The organism is Actinomadura violacea (assembly GCF_017573465.1).
Classification (GTDB): Bacteria; Actinomycetota; Actinomycetes; order Streptosporangiales; family Streptosporangiaceae; genus Spirillospora; species Spirillospora violacea.
In genome coordinates this window covers 177,872-191,222 of record NZ_JAGEPF010000015.1, presented here as the reverse complement: position 1 = coordinate 191,222, position 13,351 = coordinate 177,872, and the positions used below count along the sequence as shown (strand labels likewise).

Below are 13,351 nucleotides of genomic sequence, written 5' to 3'. Positions count from 1 at the left end.
AGATCACCGGTCCTCCGGTACCAAAGGACAACCGTCCCAACGGACTATGGCCGGGCCGCGCGAACCGTTCCACACTGGGGTGCGTCATAAGGGAAAGCACCACGACCGACCTGTAGTTGAGACCGGAGGCACGCCGATGTGCCCGCACCAGCCGCCCTGTCCCTCGCACAACGCACCCGACCGCGACGCCGCCAGGACGCTCGCCACTCACCCCGAGCAGGGGTGGAGCCTGCTGTGCAACGGTGTCGTGCTCTTCGAGGACACCGGTGAGCTGCTGCCCGACGGAGCAGTCATCGCACCGCACCGGCCGACGGACCTGAAGGCGCCGTCCGCCGCGTGAGGAGTCTCCAACGGGGGACTAGTTCGAACGGGTGATCATCCTCGGGGGCACGCCCGCCCTACCACGCCCTCTGGGCCCGCTCCGGGCCCAGGGGCGTACTGCCGTCCGGGCCCGCGTCAGCCGCGGGCCCGCGCCGGCGCCGCCACCCAGCGGCGCAGCCACGGCCCCACCGCCCGGCCCACCCCGTCCGGGTCCTTGTTGAGGTCGTGCCGCTCCCCCGGCAGCACCGTGACGTGCGCCGCGTCCGCCGCGTCCGGCACCCCGAACGGGTCGCGGTCCCCGTTGACGACCAGCACCTCGACGCCCGCGCCGCGCAGCTCCTCCACCCGGGTCTTCTCCGGCTTGCCCGGCGGATGCAGCGGGAACGCCAGCGCGATCACCCCCGCCGCGCCGGCGGCGGTCGCGGTCCGGCACGCGACCCGCGCGCCGTTGCTGCGTCCGCCCTGGACGAGCGGGACGTCCCCGAACCGCTCCCGCAAGACCCCGACGACCTCCAGCCACGCCTCGTCCTGCTTGACCGCCGAGCCGGGCGCGCGGCGCCCGGCGAGCCGGAACGGCTGCATGACCCGCGCGACCGCGCCGCCCAGGCCGAGCGCGGCGTCCCGGACCGCCAGCAGGTCCGGCGCGTCCACTCCCCCGTTCGACCCGTGCGTCAGCACCAGCAGGAACGCCGGGCGGTCCGGCCCGTCCAGGGTCGCCTCCGCGGGCCCGTGCGCGGTCTGGATGTGCATGACGCCACGGTACCGGCCCGGCACGGCCGGTGACCGTGTGGGGCACACTGGGCGGATGGAGATCATGACCGACAGCGAATGGCGCGCCTTCGTCATGGAGGGCACCCGCACCGGCAAGGCCGGCGTCACCCGCAAGGACGGCACGCCGCACGTCACGCCCATCTGGTTCGTCCTGGACGGCGACGACCTGCTGTTCACGACCTACCACGAGAGCATCAAGGCGCGCGTCCTCGGCCGCGACCCCCGCCTGTCGGTGTGCGTCGACGACCAGACGCCGCCGTACTCGTACGTGATGATCCAGGCCGAGGCCCGGCTCACCGAGGACCTCGACGAGCTGCGCAGGTGGGCGACCGTCATCGGCTCCCGCTACATGGGCGCCGACCGCGGCGAGGAGTTCGGCGAGCGCAACGCCGTGCCCGGCGAGTACCTCGTCCGCGCCCGCATCACCAAGGTGGTCGCGCAGCGCGACATCTCGGACTGAGGTCAGGCGCCCGCCGGGTCAGGCGGCGGCACCGCCGGTCCGCCCGTCGCCAGCCGCAGCCGCTCGGCGAAGCTCTCGTGCAGCAGCGGGCCCCACGGGTACCCGTCCGGCACCCGGACGGCGTCGCCGATCGCCTCACCGGCCCGCTCCTGCTCGCCCGCCTGCCGACGGACGGCCAGCAGCGCGTACATGTGGTCGAGCGCGCCGAACGCCTCGCCGGCGAGCGCGGGCAGCGTCCCGTCGGTCACGGCCTGCTCGACGACCGGCTCCCACCACAGGTCGGCGGGGTCGGCGTCCTCGTCGCCGAAGTCGCGGCGCAGCCGGGCCCGCACCTGCCCGGCGACGCCCGGGTCGGCGAGCCCGCGCCGCCACACCTCGCCCGCCTCCGGGCCGCGCCCGCGCAGCGGCAGCGTGCGCGCCAGCAGCTCCGTCGCGAGCGGCCCGACCTCCGGGTCGGCGGGCTCGGCCGGGTCGCCGAGCGCCGCGCCGAACGCGCCGACCGCCTGGTCGAGGTAGGAGATGCCGAGCGCGACGGCGAGCCGCGCGTAGGCGTACGGGGCGCCGTCCTGGTCGATCAGCCTGAGCCCCGCGGCCAGCACCCGCTGCGCGCGGGCGGGCTCGCCGCGCTCCAGCAGCCGCTGCGCGAGATCGTGCGCGGCGGGCGGCCCGTACTCGGCGTCGCCCGTCCCGACGACCGCCTCCCAGTGCCCGCGCGCCCCCTCGAAGTCGCCGGCGTCGTCGGCGAGCCGCGCGAGGGCGAGGTGGGCGGGCGGCAGGTACGCCGGGTTGCCGAAGTCGACGACGACGCGCCACGCGGGCGCCGCCTCCTCGTGCTCGCCGGCCCGCTCATGGGTGAGCGCCAGGTGGTACGCGGCGCGCGGACCGTACTCGGGGTCGCCGGTGGAGATGGCGGCCCGGTCGGCCTCGCGGGCCGCCTCGACGTCCCCGCCGTCGTCCAGCACGACCGCGAGGCCGAGCGCCGCCTGCGCCCGGCACGGGGTGTCGCCGAGGGCGAGCACCCGCTCGAACAGCAGCGCGGCCTCGCGGGCCGCGCCGTTCTCCGCGAGGCTCCGCGCCTCCTCGCACAACAGGGCCGGATCGTCGGCCGCGGACTCGCTCATCGGTGTTCTGCCCTCTGGGGGTCGGGGTCCGCCCAGAGCCTAGCGACCGGATACCGCCCCGTCCCGGCCGACACTCGAAAACGCCCGCCAAGATCGCAGCCCCCACGGCCCCCGGTCCCCCGCGCCGCCTGAACCCCCGTCCAGAAGCGCCGGTTGAACATCGGTCCGGAAGACCGGACCTCAGCCACCGGCCACGGGCAGGCACGCGGAGCGAGCCCTGCGAGCGCAGCGGGCCTGCCCGACGACGGACGAGGCGTTTCACGCGGAGCGCCAGCGGAGCGTGAAACGCCTCGTCCGTCGCAACGGGGGTTCCAGGGGGTCGCCCCCCTGGAAAAACTCAGTCCTCAAACGCCTCCGGCGGGGGGCAGGAGCAGACGAGGTTGCGGTCGCCGTAGGCCTGGTCGATGCGGCGGACCGGGGGCCAGTACTTGTTCTCGCGCAGCGCGGGGACGGGGTAGGCGGCCTCGTCGCGGGTGTAGGCGTGCTTCCAGTCGTCGGAGATGAGGGACGCGGCGGTGTGCGGGGCGTTCTTGAGGGGGTTGTCCTCGCGGTCGTAGCCGCCGTCGGCGACGCGCTGGATCTCCCGGCGGATCTCGATCATGGCGTCGCAGAACCGGTCGAGCTCGGCGAGGTCCTCGGACTCGGTGGGCTCGATCATCAGGGTGCCGGCGACGGGGAAGGAGAGCGTCGGGGCGTGGAAGCCGTAGTCGATGAGGCGCTTGGCGACGTCCTCGGCGGTGATCCCGGTCTCCTTGGTGATCTTGCGGAGGTCGGCGATGCACTCGTGCGCGACGAGGCCGTTGCGGCCGGTGTAGAGGATCGGGTAGTGCGGGCCGAGGCGGGCGGCGAGGTAGTTGGCGCCGATGATGGCGCCCTCGGTGGCGGCGCGCAGGCCGTCCGGGCCCATCATCGCGATGTACGCCCAGGAGATCGGCAGGATGCCCGCCGAGCCCCACGGCGCGGCGGAGATCGGGCCGACGCCGGTCCCGGCGGGGCCGGCCTCCTCGCGCAGCGGGTGGTTCGGCAGGAACGGGGCGAGGTGCTCGCGGACGCCGATGGGGCCGACGCCGGGGCCGCCGCCGCCGTGCGGGATGCAGAACGTCTTGTGCAGGTTGAGGTGCGAGACGTCGGAGCCGAACTCGCCGGGGCGGGCGAGGCCGACGAGGGCGTTGAGGTTGGCGCCGTCGACGTAGACCTGGCCGCCGGCCTCGTGCACGGCCGCGCAGACGTCGGTGATCGACTCCTCGAACACGCCGTGCGTGGACGGGTAGGTCACCATGATCGCGGAGAGCCGGTCGCCGTGCTCGCCGATCTTGGCGTGCAGGTCGTCGAGGTCGACGTTGCCGCCCTCGTCGCACTTGACGACGACGACGCGCATCCCGGCCATGACGGCGCTGGCGGCGTTGGTGCCGTGCGCGGACGACGGGATGAGGCACACGTCGCGGTGCTCGTCGCCGCGGGAGGCGTGGTAGCCGCGGATGGCGAGCAGCCCGGCCAGCTCGCCCTGGGATCCGGCGTTGGGCTGGACGGACACCTTGGCGTACCCGGTGATCTCGGCGAGTGCGTCCTCCAGTTCGCCGATCAGCTCGACGTACCCGGCGGCCTGGTCGATCGGCGCGAACGGGTGGAGGTTCGCGAACTCCGGCCAGGTGATCGGCTCCATCTCGGCGGTGGCGTTCAGCTTCATCGTGCAGGAGCCGAGCGGGATCATCGAGCGGTCGAGCGCGATGTCCTTGTCCTGGAGCCGGCGCAGGTAGCGCAGCATCGCGGTCTCGGAGCGGTGCGCGTGGAAGACCGGGTGGGTCAGGTAGGGGCTCTCGCGGCGCAGCGCGTCCGGGATCGCCTCCTCGGCGGCGGCGACCTCGGCGGGCGCGCCGAACGCCTCCAGGACGGCGGTGACGTGCTGGGGCAGCGTCGTCTCGTCGCAGGCGACGGCGACGCGGTCGGCGCCGTCCGGCCGCAGGTTGATGCCGCGCTCGCGGGCGGCCTCGACGACCTCGGCGGCCCGGCCCGGGACCTTCGCCAGGACGGTGTCGAAGAAGGCGCCGTGCACCACCTCGACGCCGCCGGCGCGCAGCCCCGCGGCGATCTCGGCGGCGCGGCGGTGCGTCCGCTGGGCGATGGCGGCGAGTCCCTCGGGCCCGTGGTAGACGGCGTACATGCTCGCCATCACGGCGAGGAGGACCTGCGCGGTGCAGATGTTGCTGGTGGCCTTCTCGCGGCGGATGTGCTGCTCGCGGGTCTGCAGGGCGAGGCGGTAGGCGGTGGCGCCGTCGGCGTCGACGGACACGCCGACGAGGCGTCCGGGCAGCTGCCGCTGGATGCCCTCGCCGACCGCCATGTAGCCGGCGTGCGGGCCGCCGAACCCGTACGGGACGCCGAAGCGCTGCGCCGAGCCCACGGCGATGTCGGCGCCGGACTCGCCCGGCGGCCGCAGCAGGGTCAGGGCGAGCAGGTCGGCGGCGACGACGACCTTGGCACCGCGCTCGTGCGCCTGCGCGGCGATCGGCTCCAGGTCGCGGACGGCCCCGGACGCGCCGGGGTACTGCAGCAGGACGCCGAAGAAGTCGCCGTCGGGCAGCCCGCCGGACAGGTCCGCGGTGACGACCTCGATGCCGAGCGGGACCGCCCGGGTCCGCACGACCTCGATCGTCTGCGGCAGCGCGTCGGCGTCGACCAGGAACGTGCCCGGCTCCTTGCGCTTGGAGACGCGGTGCGCGAGCGCCATCGCCTCGGCGGCGGCGGTGCCCTCGTCCAGCATGGAGGCGTTGGCGACCGGCAGGCCCGTCAGGTCGGACACGGCCGTCTGGAAGTTCAGCAGCGCCTCGAGGCGGCCCTGCGAGATCTCCGGCTGGTACGGGGTGTAGGCGGTGTACCAGCCCGGGTTCTCCAGGACGTTGCGCAGGATCACGCCCGGCGTGGTCGTCCCGTGGTAGCCGAGGCCGATCATCGAGGTGAGGACGGTGTTGCGCGAGGCGAGCTCGCGCAGCCGGTCCAGCGCGGCGGTCTCGCTCAGCGCGGGCGGCAGCTCCAGCGGCCGGGAGGTGCGGATCGCGGCCGGGACGGCCTCGTCGATGAGCGCCTCGGCGCCGGAGTAGCCGATGGCGGCCAGCATCCGGGCGCGCTCGTCCGGGGACGGGCCGACGTGCCGGTCGGCGAACGTGGAACGGGGGTGCTGCGGCGAGGCCACGGGGGCGAAGAACTGGGCGGTCATGGAGAGCCTCCTGGCTGCTGCGGTCGCTCAGGGCCGCCGCCGGCAACGGGCCGGCGGCCGGTCTCCCCCTCTGTCATCGGCACCTGAGAGCTTCCCCCGCAGCGCGGGATTTCCCCTTCGGTGAGCCGCCCCTCCCCGGTCAGGGGGATCGGCGCCTGCTTTCCAGAGGTGCCTCGTCCGCGCGGTCCTTTTGCCTGAGAGGTTCCGGGGAGGTTGCCCCTTCGGCGCCCCACGCTGGCAGCATGGGGTCTCTCCCGCGCAGGGTCGACGGCATGTCCGGAACAAACCCTACCCAACCCGCGCACCGGCGATCGCCGCGCGCCCCCGCGGACCGCGACATCGGCGGCGTGTAACCGGGGTGGTGGACGGTCCGGGCATGTACCGGCAAGTACGATGTGCACAGCTCACCGGGGCGGACGGGCCGCGGGCCGTGCGCGGCCGCCGGGCGGGCCGGGCGCGGCGCCGCCCGCGGGCCGGCCGGATCGGAGGCCGCCGTTCGACGGCGCGGCCCCGGCCCTGGGACGCTGATCACGATGGCGGACGGGCAGGGCGGCGGTAGGGCGTGACACAGACCCACGGCGGGGCGTCGGTGCGCCCGGCGACGGGCGCCACCGCCGGCGTCCCCGTGGACGAGCCCGCGCAGCCCGACCGGATCCGCCGCTCGAGCGACGCGATCAGGTTCGGGGTCTCCTGCGCCGGGCTGGCCGTGGTGATGCTGCTGGTGTCGATCGCCCAGCAGACCACGCACGGGCTGCAGACCGACATCGCGCAGGGCACCGCGCACGCGCCGCGGCTGCTGCTGTCGCTGGCGACGCTCGCCTCCAGCTTCGGGGTGCTGACCGTGCCGATCGCGTTCGCGATCGAGCGGCTGTTCCGCAAGGACGGCATGCGGGTCGCGATCGCGCTGCTCGCCGCCGTGATCGCGTTCGGGATCACCGTCGGGCTGGACGACTGGGTGACCAGCGCGGCGCCCGGCGGGGTGCTGGACTCGCTGATCTGGGGCGGCACCCGGACCGCGCCGGTGCACACCGACATCGCCCCGGTGATCGCGTTCGTCACGGCCGTCGGGATGGCGGGCCGGACCCGCTGGCAGGCGGTGACCTGGACGCTGATCGGGCTGGCCGCGCTGACCGGCCTCACCGCGTCGTACGCGTCCGTCGCCGCGCTCGCCGCGACCTACCTGCTCGGCCGCGCGATCGGGCACGGCACCCTCTACGCGGTCGGCACGCCCAACCCGCGGCCGACCGGGACGACCGTGGTCAACACGCTCGAGCGGCTCGGGCTGTGCCCGCGCCGCGCCGCCCGCCTCGACGATCCCGGCGACGCCGGCGCGGACCGCCGCTACGGCGTCGTCCTCGACCGCGCCGACCCGGAGTGCCGCACGCCGGGCGAGCGGCGGCCCGGCCGCTGGGACCTGGAGGTGCGGGTCCTCGACCGCGACCAGCAGACCGCCGGGCTGCTGTACCGGATGTGGCGGACGCTGCGGCTGAGCCGCACCACCACCGGCCGGGCACTGCGCCCGCTGCGCCGCTCCCTGGAGCTGGAGTCGCTGATGGCGTACGCGGTGGACGCGGCGGGCGCACGCACCCCCCGGCTGGTCGGGACGTCGGAGGTCGGCACGGAGGCGGCGCTGCTGGCCTACGAGCACGTGCCCGGCCGCCGGCTCGGGGACGTCCCGGACGACGAGGTCACCGACACGCTCCTCGGCGACGTGTGGCGGCAGTTCCGGCGGCTGCAGGAGGGCCGTCTCGCGCACCGGCGGCTGGAGGAGGACGCGATCCTCGTCGGCGACGACGGCCGCGCCTACCTCACCGACATGCGGTCCGGCGAGATCGCCGCCGGCGACCTGGCGCTGCGACTGGACCTCGCGCAGCTACTCACCACCGTCGCGCTGCGCGCCGGCCCCGAGCGCGCCGTGCGGACCGCGGCGTCCGCGCTGGGCGAGGACGCGCTGCCCGCGGCGGTGCCGCTGCTGCAGCGGGTGGCGCTGTCGCGGGCGACGCGGACGGCGCTGCGCCGCGACCGGGAGCTGCTCACCCGGATCCGGGAGCAGATCGTCGCGCTGAAGCCGGAGACCGAGGCGGCGCCGGTCCGGCTGGAGCGCTTCCGGCCCCGGACGATCTTCAGCATCGTCGGCCTGTCGGTCGCCGGGTACATCGTGCTCCCGCAGATCGCCAGCCTGGACTTCGCCCACCTGCTGTCGACGGCGACCTGGCACTGGGTGCTCATCGCGCTCGCCGCGTCCGCCGCGACCTATCTCGCGGCGGCGTACATGCTCCTCGGGTTCGTCCCGGAGCGGCTGCCGGTGGGGCGGACCGTGCTGGTGCAGGTCGCGGCGTCGTTCGTGCAGCTGGTCGCGCCGGCCGCGGTCGGCGGCGTCGCGATCAACACCCGCTTCCTGCAGCGCTCGGGCATCCGCTCGGGCCTGGCGGTCGCCAGCGTCGGCGCGTCCCAGCTGGTCGGCCTCGTGGTGCACGTGCTGCTGCTGGCGCTGTTCGGGTTCCTCACCGGCTCCACCCACAACGCCACCAAGGACCTCGCGCCGTCCCGCACGATCATGATCGTGGTGCTGGCGCTGGGGCTGGTCGCCGGCGCGGCGCTGACGATCCCGCGGGTGCGGCGGTTCGCCGCGTCCCGGGTGCGGTCGATGTTCTCCGGCGTGGTGCCGCGGCTCGTGGACGTGCTGCAGTCGCCGCGCAAGCTCGCCACCGGCCTCGGCGGGACGGTGGGGCTGACCGCGGCGTACGTGCTGTGCCTGGACGCCTCGATCCGCGCGTTCGGCGGGTCGCTGCACTGGACGGCGGTCGTGGTGGTGTTCCTGACCGCCAACGCGGTCGGCTCCGCGGTGCCGACGCCGGGCGGGCTCGGCGCCGTCGAGGGCGCGCTGACGCTGGCGCTGACGATCTCGGGGCTGACCGCGGAGGCGGCGACGTCGGCGGTGCTGCTGTACCGCCTGCTGACGCTGTGGCTGCCGGTCCTGCCCGGCTGGGCGGCGTTCGCCTATCTCCAGCGCAAGGATGCGATCTGAGGGATCGGGGGACGGAGTTCTTCGCGGGGGCTCGCGGGGGGCTCAGCCGGTGCGGCGGGCGCGCCGCCGGTTCGCCAGCTCATCGTGGGGGTGTTCGAGAGGGTCCGGGTCGTCGGTGGCGGCCCGTTCGGCCGGCAGTTCCGCCAGGCTCCCCTCCACCTCCTGCCACACCCGTCCGAGCGCGATGCCGAACACGCCCTGCCCGCCCTGCAGCAGATCCACGACCTCGTCGGCGGAGGTGCACTCGTACACGCTCACCCCGTCGCTCATCAGGGTGATCTGCGCCAGGTCCTGGACGCCGCGGTCGCGCAGGTGCGTCACCGCCGTGCGGATCTGCTGCAGCGACACCCCGGTGTCCAGCAGCCGCTTCACCACCTTCAGGACGAGGATGTCGCGGAAGCTGTAGAGCCGCTGGCTGCCCGACCCGTGCGCCGCGCGGACGCTCGGCTCCACCAGCTTCGTGCGCGCCCAGTAGTCGAGCTGCCGGTAGGTGATCCCCGCCGCCGCGCACGCCGTCGGACCGCGGTAGCCGACGTCCTCGGGCGGCGCCGACACCTGCGTGTCGAAGAGCAGGCCCTGCTCTCCGGCGCGTCGTGACGCCATGTGCCTGTCGGGGGTCGCCTTGCCCTCGCCGCTGCTCACCGCCACGCGGACCTCCGGCTTCTATCAGCCCGTGGCGCTTCGTCAAGGGGGTTTGACGAATTACACCACGGGTGTTCCACCAGCACGGTAGGTGCCGGTCAGGGTGTGGTCAACGTTCACCGTCGGCGCGTCGCATGCCCGGATGAACCGGCTTCACGTGGGCAAACTGCGCACCTTTGCCGCCAACGCACTCCTACCCCGATGGTCGCCCCTCGGAAACTGCCAGGTCCAGGGCAATGCAAGACCAATCGCGGCACGGCATGAACTTACACCCCGAAGTGACATACCCCACTCCGCCCCTCAAGTTCGGCCCGCACCGCCCCATCACACAGCGTAACCGACGCTCGCCCGACCATGCGGAACGGCGCGGCGGAGCCGCCGAGAAGAGCCCCGAGAAGGGCCCCCGGACGCGGCGTCAGCCGGCGCGGCCGAAGTCCTCCGGGGAGATCGTGTCGAGGAACTCGCGGAACTTCTCCACCTCGTCCTCCTGCTCGTCGGGGATGGCCACGCCGGCCTCCTCGAGGACGTCCTCGCTGGCGAAGATCGTCGCGCCGGTGCGCAGCGCGAGCGCGATGGAGTCCGAGGGGCGGGCGCTCACCTCGACGCCGTTGGAGAAGACCAGGTCCGCGAAGAAGATGCCCTCGCGCAGGTCGGTGATGTTCACGGTGCGGAGCTGGACGCTCAGCGCATCGAGCACGTCCCGGAACAGGTCGTGGGTGAGGGGGCGGGCGGGCAGCACGCCCTGCTGGGCGAAGGCGATCGCGGTCGCTTCGACCGCCCCGATCCAGATGGGCAGGTAGCGCTCGCCCTCCGTCTCCTTCAACAGGACGATGGGCTGATTGGAGGGCATCTCGACCCGGACGCCGACGACCTCCATCTGCTTCACTGCGGCTCCCTGCTGGTCGACGCTGTCTCGATCACCACGTGCACCGGTCGGATCCTCGACGAACCCTGCCCCAACGTACACCCAGGCTCGGACAGGGTGGCGCGGCGGCGGTGCGGCAAATGCCGCCGCGGACCGTGCGATCAGGGGTCGAGGCTTTCGCGAAGTCCCGCCGACAGCAGGGCGGCGTGCAGCCGGACCGACAGCGCGGCGATGTCGCGGGCGGTCTCGGCGGCCTGCTCGTGCGCGCCCGGGCTGCGGCGCCGCAGCTGCGGGGCGACCATCTGCTCGATCAGCCCGGCCTGCCGGTCGGCGGCGGCCTTGGCGGCGCGCAGGTGGCGGACCTCGAAGCCGTGCTCGCCGAGCGCCGCGGCGGCGCGCGCCACGGTGAGGGCCTCGCCGTCGTAGTGGCCGCCGTTGCGCCGGACGAGGCCGTACTCCTCCAGGTCGCCGAGGAGGTCCTCGCCGATCCCGGCGCCGTCCAGGAGCTGGCGGCGGGTCAGCCGGACGGCCGGGTCGGGCGCGTCCGCGCCGGCCGCGACCAGGGTGCGGGGGCGGCGGGGCGGCCCGTCGGGACGGGCGCCGAGCGGCGGGACGGCCTCGCCGCGGTCGCGGGCCTCCAGGTGCTGCCTGATCACGCGCAGCGGCATGTAGTGGTCGCGCTGCGCGGTGAGCACGAACCGGAGCCGCTCCACGTCCGCCTGGCCGAACTTGCGGTACCCGGCGGGGGTGCGCTCCGGTTCCACGAGCCCCTCGGTCTCCAGGAACCGGATCTTGGAGATGGTGATGTCGGGGAACTCGGTCCTGAGCAGCCCGAGGACGTCCCCGATCGTCATCGGGGACCGGGCCGGCTGCGCGTTCAAGGGCCCTCCCATCGTCGCCGAGACCCCGTGCTCCCCCGCCGCTCCGGTCCTCGTCAGGCGTGCGCCGGGTTGGTCAGGAAGACCAGCCGGAACTTGCCGATCTGGACCTCGTCGCCGCCGGACAGGCCGGCCTGGTCGATCCGCTGCCGGTTGACGTAGGTGCCGTTCAGGCTGCCCACGTCGCGGACGGAGAACGTGCCGCCGTGCCGGGCGAACTCGGCGTGCCGGCGGGAGACGGTGACGTCGTCCAGGAAGATGTCGCTCTCCGGGTGCCGGCCCGCGGACGTGCGGTCCTTGTCGAGCAGGAAGCGGCTCCCGGCGTTCGGGCCCCGCTTGACGACCAGCAGCGCGGTCCCGGGCGGGAGCGCCTCCATGGCGGTCTGGTCCGGGCCCGGCTGCTCGCCCTCGTCCTGGCCGGTGTCCAGCGCCTCGAACCCGCCGATGGAGATCGTGGAGGTCGACTCGCCGGGCGACTCCCGGTAGATCGGCGGCTGGGCGCCCCGCGTCAGCGGGGTGCCGCAGTTCGAACAGAAGCGGGCATCATCCGGGTTGGCGTGACCGCACTGCGTGCAGTAGACGCTCGGCATAGATCGGCTCGGCCTCCTACCATCGGCGCGCCGCCCGCGGACGCCCCGCTGCCGCGGGGGCCGCCTGCGCCACGCGCATCCTTCACCCAACCCACGCCGGGGACCCGCCCCCGACCACGGTCCTGCTCACCGCCCGCGCTCGCGACGGTCGCCGCAACTTACGCGGGTATTGCCCGAGGGGTCAACCGGAACGGTGAACCGACCGCACCACGGTACCTTCGCCGATGATCGCCGGTCTACGCCGCCGCGCGGACGGCGCGGATCGCGACGTCCCGGACGGCTGTTCACCGCTCCCCCCGTTCCCTCTACGGAGACCGTACCGCGCTCACGGTCACTTTCGCGCGCGGGGTGATCGAGACGGCGGCGCCGGCGGCCCGCAGCGTGCGCACCACGCCGCCCGGGATGTTGAGCGCCGTGGTCATCGTGTGCGGGTCGCCGATGGCCAGGAACGTGTACGGGGGCCGCAGCGGGCGCCCGTCCGCGCGGACGCCGCCGGCCGCGTCGAGGAAGTAGGTGTCGACGCCGGCGCGGACTCCATTGACCTGGACGACCTCGGCGCCGGCGTCGCGCAGCTCCTCCAGGGCGTCCAGCAGGCCGCCGGCGCGGACGCCGCCGCGCGGGTCCTGGACGACGAGCTGGATGCCGGGCCCTTCGGCGGGGAGCGTGCCCGCCAGCAGCCCGTAGGTGGTGGCGCGCCTGCGGGCCTCCTCGAGCGCGGCGCCGCCCTGGGCGTCGCGCTGCAGTTCGGCCTTGGTCTGCTCGAGGTCGCGGATGTCGCCGCGGAGCCGTTCGGACCGCTGGCCCAGATCGGCCAGGATGCCGACCAGCTCGTCCTGCCGGGCGGTGGCGAACGTGGTGTCGCGCTTGGTGGAGCGGACCTGCACGGCGACGGCGAAGCCCACCAGGAGGCACAGCAGGCCGCCGATGAGCTGCCCCAAGCTCGCCCTGGGCCGCAGCAGCGCCATCACCCCGGTGAGGGGTGCGGGCGGCGGGCTCGCGGGCTCAGCGGGCCGCTCAGCCCCCTGCGGCTCCTCCCGCTCCACCGGCTCCTGCCGCTCCTGGTCGCCCGTCATGCGCCGAACAGCTTCCGGCGGATGCCCGCGGCGTTGGAGAAGATCCGGATCCCGAGGACGACCACGACGCCGGTGGACAGCTGGGAGCCGACGCCCAGCTCGTCGCCGAGGAAGACGATCAGCGCCGCGATGACGGTGTTGCTGAGGAAGGACACGACGAACACCTTCTCGTCGAAGATCCCCTCCAGCCGGGCCCGGACGCCGCCGAACATGGCGTCGAGCGCCGCGACGATGGCGATGGGCAGGTAGGGCTGGAGCCACAGCGGGACGTCGGGGTGCAGGAGCAGGCCCAGCACCACGCCGATCACCAGCCCGATCAGCGCGATCATGCCCCGTCCGTCCCTTCGCTCGCCGCGGCGCCGGCGGCCGCCGCTCCCGTGCTCACCGC

At 74.4% G+C, this 13,351-nt stretch carries 12 protein-coding genes and 1 riboswitch; of the genes, 3 read left to right on the top strand and 9 right to left on the bottom strand.

The window, feature by feature from the left end; all coding sequences use genetic code 11:
* The first annotated feature begins 136 nt into the window (after nucleotides 1-136).
* Entirely contained in the window at nucleotides 137-340 is a 204-nt protein-coding gene (locus J4709_RS24885; RefSeq protein WP_208244209.1) for a DUF5999 family protein, read from the top strand.
* Between the two features lie 116 nt (nucleotides 341-456).
* Here the strand turns inward: J4709_RS24885 and J4709_RS24880 are convergent, their stop codons facing one another.
* Nucleotides 457-1,071, bottom strand: coding sequence for an alpha/beta hydrolase family protein (locus tag J4709_RS24880; protein ID WP_208244208.1), 615 nt, complete (start codon nucleotides 1,069-1,071; stop codon nucleotides 457-459).
* 55 nt (nucleotides 1,072-1,126) lie between these two features.
* On the opposite strand from J4709_RS24880, the gene J4709_RS24875 reads away from it, so the two are divergent.
* Nucleotides 1,127-1,552, top strand: a complete 426-nt coding sequence (locus tag J4709_RS24875; RefSeq protein ID WP_208244207.1) for a PPOX class F420-dependent oxidoreductase — start codon at nucleotides 1,127-1,129, stop codon at nucleotides 1,550-1,552.
* Nucleotides 1,553-1,554: 2 nt separating this feature from the next.
* Here J4709_RS24875 and J4709_RS24870 read toward each other — a convergent pair whose 3' ends face one another.
* Nucleotides 1,555-2,673 carry a tetratricopeptide repeat protein gene (locus tag J4709_RS24870; RefSeq protein ID WP_208244206.1) on the bottom strand — a complete coding sequence of 373 codons (1,119 nt, stop codon included), beginning with the start codon at nucleotides 2,671-2,673 and terminating at the stop codon, nucleotides 1,555-1,557.
* Nucleotides 2,674-3,010: 337 nt separating this feature from the next.
* Nucleotides 3,011-5,887: an aminomethyl-transferring glycine dehydrogenase gene (gene gcvP / locus J4709_RS24865; protein ID WP_208244205.1), complete on the bottom strand. Its 2,877-nt coding sequence runs from the start codon at nucleotides 5,885-5,887 to the stop codon at nucleotides 3,011-3,013.
* A gap of 172 nt (nucleotides 5,888-6,059) precedes the next feature.
* A riboswitch (glycine riboswitch) is annotated at nucleotides 6,060-6,154 on the bottom strand.
* A 295-nt stretch (nucleotides 6,155-6,449) separates the two neighbouring features.
* Between gcvP and J4709_RS55725 the strand changes: the two genes are divergently transcribed.
* On the top strand, nucleotides 6,450-8,915 hold the full coding sequence (locus J4709_RS55725) for a lysylphosphatidylglycerol synthase domain-containing protein (RefSeq protein WP_307801514.1): 2,466 nt from the start codon (nucleotides 6,450-6,452) through the stop codon (nucleotides 8,913-8,915).
* Between the two features lie 42 nt (nucleotides 8,916-8,957).
* Here the strand turns inward: J4709_RS55725 and J4709_RS24855 are convergent, their stop codons facing one another.
* From J4709_RS24855 to J4709_RS24830, 6 genes are all read right to left on the bottom strand, one after another.
* Nucleotides 8,958-9,563, bottom strand: coding sequence for a MerR family transcriptional regulator (locus J4709_RS24855; RefSeq protein ID WP_173092582.1), 606 nt, complete (start codon nucleotides 9,561-9,563; stop codon nucleotides 8,958-8,960).
* A gap of 409 nt (nucleotides 9,564-9,972) precedes the next feature.
* On the bottom strand, nucleotides 9,973-10,443 hold the full coding sequence (locus J4709_RS24850; RefSeq protein WP_151546279.1) for a bifunctional nuclease family protein: 471 nt from the start codon (nucleotides 10,441-10,443) through the stop codon (nucleotides 9,973-9,975).
* 140 nt (nucleotides 10,444-10,583) lie between these two features.
* Nucleotides 10,584-11,303: a transcriptional regulator FtsR gene (gene ftsR, locus J4709_RS24845; RefSeq protein WP_208244204.1), complete on the bottom strand. Its 720-nt coding sequence runs from the start codon at nucleotides 11,301-11,303 to the stop codon at nucleotides 10,584-10,586.
* A 53-nt stretch (nucleotides 11,304-11,356) separates the two neighbouring features.
* Entirely contained in the window at nucleotides 11,357-11,890 is a 534-nt protein-coding gene (locus tag J4709_RS24840) for an FHA domain-containing protein (RefSeq protein WP_208244203.1), read from the bottom strand.
* A 305-nt stretch (nucleotides 11,891-12,195) separates the two neighbouring features.
* The gene (locus tag J4709_RS24835) at nucleotides 12,196-12,963 is read right to left on the bottom strand and encodes a DUF881 domain-containing protein (protein ID WP_208244202.1); all 768 of its coding nucleotides are present in this window, start codon (nucleotides 12,961-12,963) and stop codon (nucleotides 12,196-12,198) included.
* The gene (locus tag J4709_RS24830) at nucleotides 12,960-13,292 is read right to left on the bottom strand and encodes a small basic family protein (protein WP_173092574.1); all 333 of its coding nucleotides are present in this window, start codon (nucleotides 13,290-13,292) and stop codon (nucleotides 12,960-12,962) included. Before J4709_RS24830 ends, J4709_RS24835 begins: the two co-directional genes overlap by 4 nt.
* Between the last annotated feature and the right edge of the window lie 59 nt (nucleotides 13,293-13,351).